The following is a 15,541-nucleotide window of genomic DNA, read 5'->3' as shown; positions in this document are numbered from 1 at the left end:
GTGGAGCGGATTGGGATTTGAATCAAACTTCAGGAATTATCGCCGTAATGTCCTGACTCTCCAGCACCCGCCCGTCCTGCGCACGTATTTCGAGTTTGCGCAGCGGCTGGCGGTTTTTGTTATCAACCAGCAGCGTGCAGGCTTCGCCTTCTTCAAACAGGTATTCACTTCCCCACTGCCCCAGCGCGACCAGCACCGGTTGCAGCGCCAGCCCTTTTTCTGTCAACACATAATCCTGATACGCCGAGCCATCCGCCGCCGGTTCAACCTTCAAAATACCTTCCGCCACCAGCGCTTTCAGTCTCGTGCTGAGAATGTTTTTAGCCGCGCCCAGGCTTCGCTGGAATTCACTGAAACGCGAAATTCCACGCATGGCATCACGGACAATCAGCAGCGTCCACCAGTCACCAATTAAATCCAGCGCACGGCCTGCCGGACAAGGCGTATTTTCCAGACGGGTTCGTTTCATGGCACTTCCTGCTCAATGCGGTTTAAATAATCTGGTTGCATTATAAAACCACTGGTGCTAAAAATCATCTGGTTTCATAATTAAACCACTTATTCAAACCCGAGGTTCTACTATGTCAGATTCTATTCGCTCCAAATCTGTTGCTTTGATCACAGGGGCATCCACCGGTATTGGCGCAACCTATGCCGATCGCCTGGCAAAGCGTGGTTACGATTTAATTCTGGTTGCCCGTGACGTTGAACGTCTTAATGCGCTGTCCGATCGCCTGCAACAAGAGTCAGGCGTAAATATCACCGTGCTGCCTGCTGACCTGACCCGCAGCGAAGATCTCGCCCGTGTCGAAGACTTCATCCGCGCCGCGCCGCAGATTTCCCTGCTGATCAATAACGCCGGGGCTTCACTGAAAGCCGGTTTTGAGAACAGTGACGCCGGGGCTATCGAGAATCTGATCACCCTGAATGTCACCTCAGTGGCACGTCTTTCCCGTGTCGCTTTCGACGGTCTGATTAAACATAAAGACGGCGCAATTATTAATATCGCTTCAGTGATGGCGCTGACGCCGGAGCTGCAATCGGCGGTGTATTCCGCGACTAAGGCTTTTGTGCTGACTTTCAGCCAGACGCTGCAATTTGAAATGGCAGAACGCGGCCTGTACGTTCAGGCCGTGTTACCGGCCGCAACGCGTACCGAAATCTGGGCGCGTTCGGGCAAAAATATCGATGAAGTACCGGGAGTCATGGAAGTCGGTGAACTGGTAGATGCCGCGCTGCTGGGCTTTGACCGCAAAGAAAAAGTCACCATTCCGCCGTTGCAGGACGAAAAACAGTGGGACGATTTTGACGCCCTGCGTTCTGCGATGGTGCCGAACTTCCTGCAATCTCACGCCGCGCCGCGTTACAAAGCCTGACAGTGAGACATTGACCAGTAACATAAATTTACTGGTCAATGTTGATTTGCTTTGCAAATATGTTAATTCGCCAACTTTGTGAAGTGAATACGATGACTGAATATGTAATTGCTACACCTGAAGTTTCCTCTCTTGCCGTCGAAGGCCAGAGCGCCCGTTTTCCGATACGCCGTGTGTACTGCGTCGGACGCAACTATTCCGAGCACGCCCGCGAAATGGGGCATGATCCGGATCGTGAACCGCCATTTTTCTTTGGTAAGCCGGCTGATGCGGTTATTCCTGCCCGCGGTAACGTGCCGTATCCGACACTGACCGAAGATCTGCATTACGAAGTGGAACTGGTGGTAGCAATCGCCGAGGGCGGTAAAAACATCGCCGCCGGAGACGCGCTTTCGCATGTCTGGGGTTATACCGTCGGCGTGGATTTAACCCGTCGCGACATCCAGGCGCAGGCCAAAAAGCAGGGGCGTCCGTGGGATTTCGCCAAAGGCTTTGATGATTCCGCACCCGCGAATCCGCTGCTGCCGGTCAGCCAGACCGGACATCCTGCCGCCGGTAAAATCTGGCTGGATGTGAACGGCGAAAAACGTCAGCGCGGCGATTTAAGTGATCAGATCTGGCAGGTGGCGGATGTGATCAGTTATCTGTCACAGGCCGTTGAGCTTAAGCCCGGTGACCTGATTTACACCGGTACGCCTGCGGGCGTCGGCCCGGTTGTGCGCGGTGATGTGATCACCGGCGGGATCGAAGGGCTGAGCGAATTCAGCTTTACTATCGTTTAAGCGTCTATCCCTGCTGCGACGCCTGATTTCAGGCGTCCTTTTCTCCCGCCTTTCTTTCAGCCTCTTCCGTAACGAGCGGGATCAGCTTCTCAAATGCACAAGCGCTGGACGGATCAAACAGTGACAGCGTTTCTATCTGGCTGAGCAAAATCACCTTTCTGAAATTCAGTGCATTCACCGGCTGGGAAACAGGCGTCACGCCGTGTTCCTGATAATACCGGGCATAGTTGTGCTCAACGCGCAGCTCCAGTGTGTCTTTGTCGCGGTAGCCGCTGACCATCGGGATCACCACGACGTTATCTGATGATGAGGTTTCACAGCGCGCCGTGTGCACCATCCCGATATACACACGCCGTGACTGGAGCGTGATAAACACCATATCGCCCTGCTCCATGCACTGGTACAAAAGGCCTTCGACGCCGTTGGCCCGGGTGAGCTGTTTGTACAGTTGCTTGCGTCCGGCGGTATTGAGCCGCAAGCCCGGCGACCAGGTGGTGCGCACCAGACAAAGCATCACCGAAATACCGAGCATGATGACAACCGGTGCCTGAATCCCTAAGAAACTCCAGTTGATAAAATCGCGGTGGTAATGAACGTTTTGATGCGCATAAACCGTGGCCGGAATGGCGTTCACGATTTCTGAAATGCCCCACAGCGCCATATACCCCAGCGCAATCATCAGCACGCCTTGCAGGACAAAAATGCAGCCGTAGAGCGCCACCAGAAAATAGACATCCCAGCCAAATGTCCGTTTGAGTTTGAAACGTGATGAGATGTCGCGGGTGGTGTACCAGTAACCGCAGACCATTAACACCATGAAAACCGCCGTCGCCATTACAGCACACCCATGCGTTTGACGTGCCGGGCGAAATCTTCCTGCATGTCCTGATTCGCCGGATTGACTGAGGCAGTACCGTTTTCATCAATCAAAATACGCTCCCCCTCCTCCAGCGTATTCTCAATATCCTTCGCACTGAACAGCCCCAGAAATTGCTCTGGGCTGGAAAAAATTTGAAGCAGATTCTTTAGCATAGGTTTCTCTCACAGCAAAAGAACAAGCCTAGTCAACGAAGGGCAATGCGGTGAAAAATCAGGAGAGTTTAGGAATGTTTACTTTCTGAAAGGCAAAAAAAAGGCCGCCCCGCAGGACGACCTTCTTTCACGGCAAACATTCTGCCCGGTTTACTTCGTTTCCACGCTTTCGTGATGCGCTTCTTCGTGCGCTGCCTGTTCGGCATGCACTTCCGCCGCGCGCTTACGCAAGCCAATCCAGCCCAGAACCAGCAGAATGATCAGCACCGGAATAGTGGAAACCGTGAAGGTTCCGTTCGGGTAATCAAACGCCATCAGAATCAGTACGCCCGCCAGGAAGGCCAGCGTCAGCCATGAAGTAAACGGCGCCCACGGCATTTTGAAGGAGACGTCTTTCGCCCGACCTTCTTTGATGGCGGTACGCAGTTTCATCTGACACACGATGATGAATGCCCATGAGCTGAGGATGCCCAGTGACGCAACGTTCAGGACAATCTCAAAGACCTGCGAAGGCACGTAATAGTTGAGGATGACGCCTATTACGTAAATACCGACGGTCACCAGAATGCCCGCGTAAGGCACCTGCTGCGCGCTCATCTTCGACATGAATTTCGGCGCAGAGCCGCCCATCGACAGAGAACGCAGAATACGACCGGTGGAATACAGGCCAGAGTTCAGGCTCGACAGCGCGGCGGTCAGCACCACGATATTCATGATTGTCCCGATGTACGGCACGCCGAGCTTGCTGAAGAAGGTCACAAACGGGCTCTGGCCCGCCTGATACGCATTCCACGGCAGCAGCAGAACCAGCAGCACGACGGAGCCGACGTAGAACAAAGCAATACGCCAGATCACGCTGTTGATGGCTTTCGGCAGCACTTTTTCAGGATTTTTCGTTTCGCCCGCTGCGGTACCGACCAGTTCGATCGCCGCAAAGGCGAAGACCACGCCCTGCACTAAAACCAGCGCCGGTAACAGGCCGTGCGGGAAGATACCGCCGTTGTCGGTGATCAGGTGCAGACCGGTGGTATTGCCGTCGAGCTGTTTGCCTGTGCCGAGGAACACCACGCCGACCACCAGGAAGATTGCGATAGCCGCGACTTTGATCAGCGCAAACCAGAATTCCATTTCAGCGAACCACTTCACGCCGATCATATTCATGGTCGCCACAATCGCCAGCGCACCGAGGGCAAACATCCATTGCGGGACATCACCGAAGGTTCCCCAGTAGTGCATGTACAGAGCCACTGCGGTGATATCGACAATGCCGGTCATCGCCCAGTTCAGGAAGTACATCCAGCCCGCCACATAGGAGGCCTTTTCGCCCAGAAACTCACGGGCATAAGAGACGAAACTGCCGCTGGTCGGACGGTGTAAAACCAGTTCACCCAGCGCACGCAGAATAAAGAACGAGAAAATACCACATACCGCATACACGATAGCCAGCGCCGGGCCTGCCATCTGTAAACGCGCACCCGCACCAAGGAATAAACCGGTACCGATAGAACCCCCAATAGCAATCATCTGAACCTGACGATTGCCCATGCTCTTGTGGTAACCGCTTTCGTGCGAATCCAGCCAGCGCCGTTTGGCGGCGTGTTTTGCCTCTGCCGATTTCTTATGAGACTTCATTATGACTTGTTCTCCAAAATAACCTTCACCTGACGCCGGTGCAGCAAGCAAACGATTGCAAGCCACGACGTTTACGTGGTTAACCCACTGTAGTTTTTTTAGCCGGAACTGTTTTTGATGCAATAACGGCGAAGGATGCTACCTGTTCTCATTAACCGAGGCAAAAAAAACCGTACTTAAAAATTGTGATAAGACATATTTCGCGGCGTGAATTGCGCATGCAACGACAGTTTTATGCATGATCTTGTGGTTTGCTCTCTTTGCGCACCCGCTCAATATTGATCGACAGGTACATGATTTCTTCCGTCGTCAGCCCGCGCTGGTACTGCGCCGTCAGGTATTCCCCGATCTTTTCTGCACACTGCCACGCCTGCGGGTAATTCTCTTTTACCGCCACATGCAGCGTCATATCGTCATCGGCGACCACGGTCCGGTTCAGCATCCGCTGGGCGAAAAATTTCAGGTGGGTAACGAACCGCTGATAACTCAGCGACTCTTCGTCATATTCCAGACGCAGCTGGTATTTCACCAGATTGAGGATTTCCTGCATCACGCGGGTAATGCGCGCCACTTCCGGCATTTCGCCGTTCAGCTGCGCGTTGACCAGATGCAGGGCAATAAAACCGGCTTCATCCACCGGCAACCGCACGCCCAGACGGGCATCAATAATGTCCAGCGCTTCCACGCCCAGCGCATACTCTTTGGGATACAGACGTCGCGTTTCCCACAGCAACGCATTGCTGATGGGCACACCTTTTTTCTGCCGTTCAATGGCAAAGTTGCAGTGATCGGTCAGCGCGATATACAGATTTTCCTGCAACTTTCCCAGCCGGGTTCGTGCCAGCGAAATGATCTGGTCGCAGGTCGTCATCACTTCCATCGGAATATGCGAGAGCAGTTCCGTCAGATGCGCGACCAGTTCGTCGTTTTGTAAGGCGAAGATTTTCTCGATTTTACTGTCATCAAGTTCATCTCCCGTTTTTTTCATAAACGCCAGACCACGGCCCATGACGACCTGTTCCCGCTGCTGATCGTTGACGACAACCACCACGTTATTATTTAAAATTTTGGCGATTTTCATTGTGATTCCCTGAAAAGAAAAACCCGATCGTCAGTGAAGAAGATCAGGTTTTGTCTGCCGCAGCATTGCGTATCTGCCTGATAATTCTAGCAGGTTAGATTAGCCACTCAATGCACATTACTGAAAAAGCGTGATAACGATCCCGGCTCTCCGGCCATGCCCGCACTCAGAAAGTGACAATGGCTTTCAGCCCTGTCACCCAGGCGTCCTGCGTTTCTTTCACGCCACCCGGACGGTACCAGTATTGCAAATCAGGTTGCAGGATAAGCCATGAACGCACTTTGATCTGATAGTACAAATCGGCATTCACCGAATGCCCGGACAGCGGCGTGTACAACGGATTGCCGTAATCATCCACCTGATAAATGGCGTTCAGGTTTTCCTGATTCTGCCGGTAGTGGTCGCTCATTTTAATGTACGTCATACCAAAACCCAGCCAGTCGTCAGGGCGCGCATCGAACAGACCGCGATAACGCATGGACGCCGCCTGCGTGTAATGCATGGCGTTGCTGCGCGGGTCGGCCAGACCGAGACTGTATGACACGCTCATGCCGCGGTTCGGATCATCGCCACGCTGCGTCACCTGCTGGTTGAAACCGGTGTACATAAACCAGGTGCTGCTGTGGGAACGATAACCTTCCGGGTCGCTGGCGCCGACGCTTTGCGTTTTCCCCTCTGAAAGATCCTTCTGCGGCGAGTTGGTGTACAGCAGTCCGAAGTTATAAATGCCCGGCAAACCGTTGACCTTGGTTTTCAGTTCGGCTTCCATCGGCAGCAAAATCCCGCGAGCGCCTTTCAGCGAACCGCTCCAGGCGTATTTTCTATCTGACGCGTCCGGGTTTTGTTCCATGATGCCGGTTTTCAGCGTCAGGCTGTCCGTCAGTTTGTACTGGAATGTGGTGCCCCAGTAATGTTTGTTCCAGTTGTACCAGGTCATCGAGTTAGCAGATTTGCCGCCGCACTGACTGAGCAACTGGAAATCGCACGGGATAATCTGATCGAAATCCTGATTCTTGTTCATCATGCCGATGCGCCAGTGCAGTTTGCGGTCATCAAAACTGCGACTGAAGGTCAGCCAGCCCAGACGCGTAATCGACTGCCCTCCCCAGCTTTCCTGCGCGATATCGTTAAAACCCACACGCGGATCTTGCGTACGTTCGGACGTCAGGTTGTCATCATGGTTACGGTTAACAATGTTCCCTTCAATCGCCGCATCCGGAATGCCGGTGTACATTTCCAGATCCTGCGTAAACGTCAGCGAGAACTGGTCGATGTACGCCAGTTTTTTATCGTGGTTATAACCGCCGCCCGCGTTGTAGGAAGATTCGCTCAGGTAACCGAGCTGATAATGGAAACCGTGGTCTTCAAGAATGGGCCGGATCCCCAGCATGTCGCCGAGCATCCCTTCGCCGGGTGCCTCAAAACCGAGCACGGTTCCGTTCCAGTCGCTGGCGGCCAGTGCCGGTTGGATCCCTGCGCCCGCCAGACAAACGGCCAGCGCGAAATATTTATGATATGAACGAACTGCGGGTCGCATTTTATACCCGGAATCATTATGTGCAGGTAATACAGAAATCTGAGAAAATTTCATCATTACATTCCCTTCGAATTATTGATTATCTTTTTATTGTTATTCGAATTCCTTCCCGCAGGCACAGATTGCCCTGCGGGTGAAATTTCGCATTATTAATTGAGGTTCGGTATGAAGTGGCCTGCTCATTCAGGCCACCGGATTACGGTTTGTTTATTTACGCTTTTAAAGAAGCACCGTGAGTTTTAATCACGTCGGCATACCAGAAGAAGCTTTTCTTGCGGCGGCGTTCCAGCGTGCCATTGCCCTGGTCGTCGCGGTCAACATAGATATAACCGTAGCGTTTGGAGAATTCGGCTTTCGATGCGCTGACCAGGTCGATAGGCCCCCAGCTGGTGTAGCCCATGACTTCCACACCGTCTTCAATGGCTTCGCGCACCTGCACCAGATGGTCATTGATATACTCAATGCGGTAATCATCATTAATGCTGCCATCCGCTTCGACTTTATCGCGGGCACCCAGACCATTCTCAACAATAAATAACGGCTTCTGGTAGCGGTCATATAATTCATTCATTAAGAACCTCAAACCTTCCGGATCAATCTGCCAGCCCCATTCGGAACTTTTCAGATGCGGATTCGGCACCATATTTAATATATTGGCACGTGCTTTAATATTTTGTTCTGCATCCGTGGTTACACAACCGGTCATGTAATAACTGAAGGAAATAAAGTCGACCGTGTCTTTCAGCGCTATTTTGTCTTCAGCAGTAATGTTTATTTCCATACCGCGATCTTTAAAGAAACGTTTCATATACGCCGGATACGCGCCACGTACCTGAACGTCACCAAAGAATAACCAGTCGCGGTTTTGTTGCAGCGTTTCCATCATATCAGCCGGTTTGCAGGTCAGCGGATAGAGCATTCCGCCCAGCAGCATGTTACCGATTTTGCCGTCAGGAATGATTTCATGACAGGCTTTCACCGCTTTGGCACTCGCCACCAGCTGATGATGAATGGCCTGATAAATCGCCTGTTTGCTGCTGCCTTCCGGCAATCCGACACCGGTAAACGGCGCGTGCAGCGACATGTTGATTTCGTTGAACGTCAGCCAGTGTTTCACTTTATCTTTGTAACGCGTGAACACGGTGCGGGCGTAATTCTCGAAGAAACCGATGGTATCCCGGCTGCCCCAGCCGCCGTGTTTTTTCACGATGCCGTACGGCATTTCGTAATGGGAAAGCGTCACCAGCGGCGTGATGCCGTATTTTGCCATTTCATCAAACAGGCGGTCGTAGAACGCCAGACCGGCTTCGTTCGGGTGCAGTTCGTCGCCTTCCGGGAAAATACGTGTCCAGGCAATAGAAGTTCGCAGCACGGTGAATCCCATTTCGGCGAACAGTTTCATGTCTTCCGGATAACGATGGTAAAAATCAATCGCCACATCTTTGATGCCAAAATCGCCTTCCACGCGCTCCTGCACCGGGCCGAAAACGCCCTGCGGTTGCAGGTCAGAGGTGGACAATCCTTTACCGTCGGTCAGGTACGCGCCTTCAACCTGATTAGCTGCGACTGCGCCGCCCCATAAGAATTCCTTCGGGAATTGCTTGCTCATGTGAATCTCCTGGTTCTGACTGTTATCGTAAAAGGGTAAGTAATAGAGCTTGTTCGCCGACGTCCTGACCCGTGCTGGCCGGAATGACGTCGAGATAATCGTCGCTGTTGGTGATAAGTACAGGCGTAGTCAGGTCGTAACCGGCATCGGCAATGCCCTGGGTGTCGAACTCCAGCAGCAAATCACCCTGCTTCACGACGGTGTCTGCTGCCACGTGCGGCGTGAAGAATTTGCCATCAAGCTTCACGGTATCGATACCGACGTGGATCAGGATTTCCGCGCCGTCTTCTGATTCAATTCCGATAGCGTGATGGGTTTTGAACAGGGAAACCACGGTGCCGTTGACCGGCGAAACGACACGGCCCGCGGACGGAATAATCGCTACACCTTTACCCAGCAAACCGCTGGCAAATGTCGGATCTTTCACATCTTCAAGCGCCACGCAGATACCGGCAATCGGGCTGGTCACCAGGGTTTTGCCACGCGGCGCCTGGACGGAAGCCGGCGAGACGCTATCGGCCGTTTCACCCGCTTTCGCTTCTTCATTCATCCCGAAGAAGAACGTTGCCAGAGCGGCAAACGCGAGGGCAAAAACGGTGCCGGCGATCGCGGCGGTAACCGTCTGGTCAAAACCCGTCGGTGGAATGATCTGCGTGAAAGTGAAGATGTTAGCGAAGCCGAACGAGTACGCGGTAGTCTGGAAATAACCGAGGATTGCCGCGCCCAGCGCGCCGCCGACGCAGCCGAAAATAAACGGACGGCGGCGTGGCAGGTTAATGCCGTAAACCGCCGGTTCTGTGATACCGAAAATCCCGGCGCTGACCGCTGAACCCGCCAGTGCTTTGGTACGCGCGTCTTTAGCACGCAACATCACGCCGATTACAGCGCCAACCTGCCCCATCACGGCCGGTAATAACAGCGGCAGCATGGTGTCGTGGCCCAGAATGCTGAAGTTGTTGATCATCAGCGGCACCAGCCCCCAGTGCAGACCGAAGATCACACAGACTTGCCACAGGCCACCCATAAAGGCCCCCGCGATGGCCGGGCTGATGTGATAGATAAACTGATAGCCGTTAGCAAGTTGCTGGCTGGCCCAGGTCGCGACCGGCCCGATGAGGAGGAAGGTCAGCGGGACAATTACCATCAGGCAGATAAGCGGCGTAATGAAATTGCGCAGGGAACCCGGCAGTAGTTTCATCAGACGTTTTTCCATCCAGCTGGAGGCCCACGCGGCAAGGATCACCGGAATAACCGATGAGGCGTAGTTGATGAAAACCAGCGGTATGCCAAAGAAATGTTCAGACGGTACGCCCGGCTGCTGAGCGTTAAATGCCGCCGTCATCAGCGGATGCACCATCGCGCCGCCAATCATCATCGTTACAAACGGATTGCCGCCGAATTTTTTCCCGGCGGTATAGCCGATCACCAGCGGGAAGAAGTAAAACATGGCGTCGCTGGCGGCGAACCAGACTTTATACGTGCCGCTTTCCGGATTCAGCCAGCCGCAGGCCAGCGCCAGTGACAGAAACCCTTTCAGGATCCCTGACGCGGCCATGATGCCGATAAACGGGGTGAAAATACCGGAAATGACGTCAATGGCGCGGGCGAACAGATTGCCTTTATCCTGCCCCTCTTCTTCATCACCGCTTTCCGAAAGTGCGCTGCCGCGCACTAAAGCGTCATAGACCGCGCCGACGTGGTTGCCGATCACGACCTGAAACTGGCCACCGCTTTCCACCACCATAATGACGCCGGGGTTCTTTTTTAATCCTTCGGCATCCGCTTTACTGATGTTTTTAAGCTTGAACCGTAAACGGGTGGCGCAATGCACCACGCTGTTCACGTTTTCCTTTCCGCCCACTCCGCGGAGAATTTCGTCGGCTAATGTTTTGTATTCCATGGTGTTATCTCATCAGAGTAATGGCGTCGTGCACGACATTGCCGTTGTATTTCAAAGGGGCGGCCGGCCCCTGAATTCAGGCCAAAAAAAAACCTAAACGTCCGGTCTCTTCGCGGCATGCGAAGAAACGAGAAGTTTAGGTTTTGCCTGTCAGACAGTAACAATCCTGCTTTCTGCAACGGATTCTCGGGCGAATCGTTGACAGAAACAAGTCGTAATATCAGCCGTGTGACGAAACTGTGATCGGCTTCAGACTTTGTGCTGAAGGAGGCTCGTCCCTGAGCATCTCCGGCAAACTAGCGCAGACCGGCGATGGTGAATCCGCCGTCTACCAGCAGATTTTGCCCGGTGACAAACCGCGCTTCGTCGCTGCACAGCCACGCAACAACGTCGCCCACGTCGTCGGATTCGCCCACGCGCCCTGCCGGTGTCAGCTGAACAAACGGCCTGAGCATCTCTTCATTCGCGCCCATCCGTCGTGCCATCGGCGTATCGATAATGCCTGGATTCACGTTGTTGATACGGATTTTATGCGCGCCGGTTTCCAGCGCAATGGCGCGGATCATGGCATCCAGACCGCCCTTGCTGGCGGAATAAGCCGCAGACCCGAAACTCGCACCGTGCGCCAGCCACGAGGACGTATTCACAATCGCGCCGCCGTGACCTGCGGCCACCATCGCCTCCAGTTCATATTTCACGGACAGCCAGACGCCTTTCAGATTGATGGCGATCACGCGGTCGAATTCGGCTTCCGTCATTTCGCTGACCGGCGCAAAACCTTCGACACCGGCATTATTAAACGCCGCGTCCAGACGCCCGAAATGCGCCAGCGTTTCCGCAATCATATGTTGAACCTGCGCGCTGTCTGAAACGTCTGCCGGCACCGCCAGCGCGTCGCCGCCCTGTTCATGGATCAGCGCAACGGTTTGCAAAAGTTCCGCCTCACGACGCCCGGCGACCACCACTTTTGCGCCGTCGCGTGATAAAGCCAGCGCCGCGGCACGGCCAATTCCGCTTCCTCCGCCAGTGACCAGCGCCACGCGGTTATGCAGACGAAGGGGCTGAATATGAAGATGTGATCCCTGAAGATGTAATTGTTGTGACATAGAAACCTCTGAGAAATATGTTGACCAGAACCTGACTATAAGAGGATTAATTGTTGTGGATAAGCCGTCTTATATCGCATGATTTACTGGTTCATATTCATCAATGAGAAAAGAAATGCGGACTAACGAACTGGGTGAACTGACCGCCTTTGTCGCCGTGGCAGAAGAAAAAAGCTTCCGTAAGGCGGCGGCGCGGCTGAATTTAACCCCATCCACCCTCAGCCATTCTTTACGCGCGCTGGAAGAACGGCTGGGCGTACGGTTACTGAACCGCACCACGCGTACCGTTTCGCCGACCGAAGCGGGGATTGCGCTGCTGGCCGAAATTGCGCCTGCGTTTGCGGCGATTGCCGGTGCAGTTGAGAAAGTGAATACCTTCAGGGAAACTCCGCAAGGCACGGTGCGCATCAATACGCCGCGCATTGCGGCAGATCTCGTTTTTATGCCGCAGCTGAAGCAATTTAATCTGGATTTCCCGGACATCCGGCTGGAACTGGCCACCAACGACGGTTTCGTGGATATCGTTACTGAAGGATTTGATGCCGGAGTGCGTATCCGCGGCGACGTTCAGCAGGATATGAGTGCGGTTCGCCTGACGTCCGATTTTCATTCGGCGGTTTACGGCTCGCCTGAATATTTCGCGCGGCATGCGAAACCGCTCTCACCCCCCGATTTGCAACATCACGCCTGCATCGGGCGACGGGAAATTACCGGCGGTGCGTTGTATCGATGGGAATTTGAAAAAGAAGGTAAACAAATTGCGGTGCCGGTCCGCGGCCCGCTGATTGTCGACAGCGTAACGATGATGACTCGCCTCGCTCTCGACGGGATCGGGTTGGTCTACACAGCCCGCAGCCCGGAACATGACGCGCTGGTCGCACAGGGTTTGCTTATCCGCGTGCTCGAAGACTGGTCGGTCACGTTTCCCGGTTTCTTTCTCTATTATCCCGGTCACCGCCAGCTTTCTGCGGCGTTAAAAGCCGTGATCAGCAGCTTTCGTTTACCGCTGCGGGATCACTAATTCGCTCATTTAACGTCAAGAATTTAAAGGCACTCCTAATGCGGTGTTGGTACACGTAAGCCGTTACGTTATAATTCCCCCGTTACGGCAAAATCCGTAACCAGGATTCTCAACCTGAATGTTTACTGGCGACATGGAGTGCATAAGTGCATTTCACGTTTGAGTCTGCGCATGCCTATTGCCTGTACAAACAACAAGCAATATCTCAATGGTGGCTCAGGCGGGGCTGACTACGGTCAGGCCGGTATCCAGTAGAACCGGTGTTGAGAACCCCGTCAGGGCTACCACCAGTGAGATTCTCAACTCCGGTGGTCGCTGTAACATTAAACTACTGGACAATGAACCATGAACGACAAGCCAAGGCAGGCATTACTTCCTCCCCCACTGTTGGTTTATGCTCCCGTTTGTTACGGAGAGAGCATATGAAGAACACCCGTGAAGACTGGCATCCCGCCGATATTATCGCTGCAATTCGCAAAAAAGGCTCAACGCTGACGGCACTCTCGCGTGATTCCGGACTGGGCGCATCAACCCTGTCCAATACGCTGTCGCGACGCTGGCCCAAAGGTGAGTTGATTATTGCGGCAATGATCGGCGTTCCGGCGTGGGAAATCTGGCCAAGCCGTTATTACAATGCCAACGGGGAGTTGGTTGTTCCTAAATTGCGGAACCCTAAAGCGGAGAGTTAATCCGTAACAGCGGTGGGAGCCTGGCTTTCACCGCATTTTGAAGAGTCTCAGACCGGCGAATTTTTAAATATTCATGCCGTTACCGCAAAGGTTTCCATCCATTCGCAAGAGACCGCATACCGTTCGCTGCGGGCTTTTGCCGGCCAGGCCTCATTCTGTTTGATCCCGTTCACAAATAAAAAAAACAAAATCAAAAAAACGTAAAGTGGCGGGACGCCGATTGCATTCCATTTCGGCGCGAAATACCCGTTTGGTTACGGGCTGAGCGGCACCACGTTCCGGTATCACGATTTGCAGCTAAATCAGCAGCCAGTCGTCATCGAAAACGGCGAAATTTCCGTACAGATTCAGATAACCAATAGCGGTTCGCGAGCAGGCAGCGAAGTGGTTCAGGTTTATCTGCGCGACTGCGTGGCTTCTCTGGTGCGGCCGGTGCACGAACTGAAAGCATTCCAGCGCGTTGAACTGAACGTCGGAGAAACCGCCACGCTGAATTTCAGTATTCCAACCGACATGCTGAATTTCACCAACGCCGCGCACAAACGCATCGTTGAGCCGGGCTTTATTGACGTTCAGGTCGGGGCTTCCAGCGCTGATATTCGCGCTAACGGTAAGGTGACACTGGCCGGAAAAGTGCGGGAATTGCCACGTAACAGGCGGATGGTCAGCCGGTGTGAGGTGAATCAGTAAAGGCTACTCGCAGATCACAAAATCAGAAAGCAAAACGGACGCTTCAGCGTCCGTTTTTACAGGGTTCAGATAGGCTGTTATTCAGTTTCCCGCGTAATGCCGAAATGCTTATACGCGTGGTTGGTTGCCATACGTCCGCGCGGCGTTCGCTGGATAAAGCCCTGTTGGATCAGGAACGGTTCGATCACGTCTTCAATCGTTTCACGTTCTTCGCCAATTGCGGCAGCTAAGTTATCCAGCCCTACCGGCCCGCCGGTGAATTTATCGATAATCGCCAGCAGCAGTTTGCGGTCCATATAATCGAAACCTTCCGCATCAACGTCCAGCATGTCCAGCGCGCCATTTGCTACATCACCGTTGATCGTACCGTCGCCTTTCACTTCGGCAAAATCACGCACGCGGCGCAGCAGGCGGTTGGCAATACGCGGCGTGCCACGCGAGCGGCGGGCAATCTGATGCGCCCCTTCTTCCGACAATTCCAGCCCGAGGCAGGACGCACTGCGCCCGACGATATGCTGCAAATCGGCGACCTGATAAAATTCCAGACGCTGCACAATACCGAAACGGTCACGCAGCGGAGACGTCAGGGAACCGGCGCGCGTCGTGGCACCAATCAGAGTGAACGGGGGTAAATCAAGCTTGATGGAACGCGCCGCCGGGCCTTCGCCAATCATGATATCCAGCTGATAATCTTCCATCGCCGGATACAGAATTTCTTCGACAACCGGCGAGAGGCGGTGGATTTCATCGATAAACAGTACGTCGTGAGGTTCGAGATTGGTCAGCATCGCGGCCAGATCACCGGCTTTTTCCAGCACCGGTCCGGAAGTCGTGCGCAGATTCACGCCCATTTCGTTGGCAACAATGTTCGCCAGCGTGGTTTTACCCAGCCCCGGCGGCCCGAAAATCAGCAGGTGATCGAGTGCATCTTTGCGTTGCTTTGCCGCCTGAATAAAGATTTCCATCTGCGAGCGCACGTGGGGCTGCCCGACATATTCGTTAAGCAGCTTCGGGCGGATCGCACGGTCAATGACCTCTTCTTCACTAAACACTTCAGAAGAAATCAGGCGGTCAGCTTCAATCATC

General features: G+C 53.7%; 16 protein-coding genes. 6 read left to right on the top strand and 10 right to left on the bottom strand.

Annotated features, from left to right (window positions below):
• Positions 1 to 22 precede the first annotated feature (22 nt).
• Positions 23 to 469: a helix-turn-helix domain-containing protein gene (locus J1782_RS06110; protein ID WP_208950262.1), complete on the bottom strand. Its 447-nt coding sequence runs from the start codon at positions 467 to 469 to the stop codon at positions 23 to 25.
• 112 nt (positions 470 to 581) lie between these two features.
• Here J1782_RS06110 and J1782_RS06105 point away from each other — a divergent pair, with 112 nt between their 5' ends.
• On the top strand, positions 582 to 1,376 hold the full coding sequence (locus J1782_RS06105) for an SDR family oxidoreductase (protein WP_217152658.1): 795 nt from the start codon (positions 582 to 584) through the stop codon (positions 1,374 to 1,376).
• Between the two features lie 92 nt (positions 1,377 to 1,468).
• The gene (locus J1782_RS06100; protein WP_208950261.1) at positions 1,469 to 2,158 is read left to right on the top strand and encodes a fumarylacetoacetate hydrolase family protein; all 690 of its coding nucleotides are present in this window, start codon (positions 1,469 to 1,471) and stop codon (positions 2,156 to 2,158) included.
• Positions 2,159 to 2,186: 28 nt separating this feature from the next.
• Here J1782_RS06100 and J1782_RS06095 read toward each other — a convergent pair whose 3' ends face one another.
• The 8 genes from J1782_RS06095 to J1782_RS06060 all read right to left on the bottom strand — a co-directional run bounded on the left by J1782_RS06095 (position 2,187) and on the right by J1782_RS06060 (position 12,055).
• A complete protein-coding gene (locus J1782_RS06095; protein WP_152325816.1) occupies positions 2,187 to 2,993 on the bottom strand; it encodes a hypothetical protein in 807 nt (268 codons plus the stop codon).
• Positions 2,993 to 3,190 (bottom strand): hypothetical protein, encoded by a 198-nt coding sequence (locus tag J1782_RS06090; protein WP_152325815.1) that lies wholly within the window; start codon positions 3,188 to 3,190, stop codon positions 2,993 to 2,995. Before J1782_RS06090 ends, J1782_RS06095 begins: the two co-directional genes overlap by 1 nt.
• Before the next feature lie 150 nt (positions 3,191 to 3,340).
• Positions 3,341 to 4,822, bottom strand: a complete 1,482-nt coding sequence (ansP, locus tag J1782_RS06085) for an L-asparagine permease (protein ID WP_152325814.1) — start codon at positions 4,820 to 4,822, stop codon at positions 3,341 to 3,343.
• A 232-nt stretch (positions 4,823 to 5,054) separates the two neighbouring features.
• Positions 5,055 to 5,903 (bottom strand): transcriptional antiterminator BglG, encoded by an 849-nt coding sequence (gene bglG / locus J1782_RS06080; RefSeq protein WP_152325813.1) that lies wholly within the window; start codon positions 5,901 to 5,903, stop codon positions 5,055 to 5,057.
• Positions 5,904 to 6,069: 166 nt separating this feature from the next.
• Positions 6,070 to 7,440 carry a carbohydrate porin gene (locus J1782_RS06075; RefSeq protein ID WP_165058659.1) on the bottom strand — a complete coding sequence of 457 codons (1,371 nt, stop codon included), beginning with the start codon at positions 7,438 to 7,440 and terminating at the stop codon, positions 6,070 to 6,072.
• Positions 7,441 to 7,651: 211 nt separating this feature from the next.
• Positions 7,652 to 9,049 (bottom strand): glycoside hydrolase family 1 protein, encoded by a 1,398-nt coding sequence (locus J1782_RS06070; protein ID WP_217152657.1) that lies wholly within the window; start codon positions 9,047 to 9,049, stop codon positions 7,652 to 7,654.
• Positions 9,050 to 9,071: 22 nt separating this feature from the next.
• The gene (bglF, locus tag J1782_RS06065; protein ID WP_217152656.1) at positions 9,072 to 10,949 is read right to left on the bottom strand and encodes a PTS beta-glucoside transporter subunit IIABC; all 1,878 of its coding nucleotides are present in this window, start codon (positions 10,947 to 10,949) and stop codon (positions 9,072 to 9,074) included.
• 296 nt (positions 10,950 to 11,245) lie between these two features.
• Positions 11,246 to 12,055: an SDR family NAD(P)-dependent oxidoreductase gene (locus J1782_RS06060; protein WP_217152655.1), complete on the bottom strand. Its 810-nt coding sequence runs from the start codon at positions 12,053 to 12,055 to the stop codon at positions 11,246 to 11,248.
• A gap of 115 nt (positions 12,056 to 12,170) precedes the next feature.
• Between J1782_RS06060 and J1782_RS06055 the strand changes: the two genes are divergently transcribed.
• The 4 genes from J1782_RS06055 to J1782_RS06040 all read left to right on the top strand — a co-directional run bounded on the left by J1782_RS06055 (position 12,171) and on the right by J1782_RS06040 (position 14,455).
• Positions 12,171 to 13,076, top strand: coding sequence for a LysR family transcriptional regulator (locus tag J1782_RS06055; protein WP_206738741.1), 906 nt, complete (start codon positions 12,171 to 12,173; stop codon positions 13,074 to 13,076).
• Between the two features lie 178 nt (positions 13,077 to 13,254).
• On the top strand, positions 13,255 to 13,425 hold the full coding sequence (locus tag J1782_RS26460; protein WP_256443880.1) for an ash family protein: 171 nt from the start codon (positions 13,255 to 13,257) through the stop codon (positions 13,423 to 13,425).
• Between the two features lie 73 nt (positions 13,426 to 13,498).
• Positions 13,499 to 13,765, top strand: a complete 267-nt coding sequence (locus tag J1782_RS06045) for a helix-turn-helix transcriptional regulator (RefSeq protein ID WP_152325807.1) — start codon at positions 13,499 to 13,501, stop codon at positions 13,763 to 13,765.
• A gap of 291 nt (positions 13,766 to 14,056) precedes the next feature.
• On the top strand, positions 14,057 to 14,455 hold the full coding sequence (locus J1782_RS06040; RefSeq protein ID WP_254302943.1) for a fibronectin type III-like domain-contianing protein: 399 nt from the start codon (positions 14,057 to 14,059) through the stop codon (positions 14,453 to 14,455).
• A 77-nt stretch (positions 14,456 to 14,532) separates the two neighbouring features.
• On the opposite strand, the gene ruvB is transcribed toward J1782_RS06040, so the two are convergent.
• Entirely contained in the window at positions 14,533 to 15,540 is a 1,008-nt protein-coding gene (gene ruvB, locus J1782_RS06035; protein WP_015696866.1) for a Holliday junction branch migration DNA helicase RuvB, read from the bottom strand.
• Between the last annotated feature and the right edge of the window lies 1 nt (position 15,541).

The organism is Rahnella sp. BCC 1045 (assembly GCF_019049615.1).
GTDB lineage: Bacteria > Pseudomonadota > Gammaproteobacteria > Enterobacterales > Enterobacteriaceae > Rahnella > Rahnella contaminans.
The sequence above is the reverse complement of the archived record's forward strand: the minus strand, read 5'-3'. Positions and strand labels throughout refer to the sequence as shown.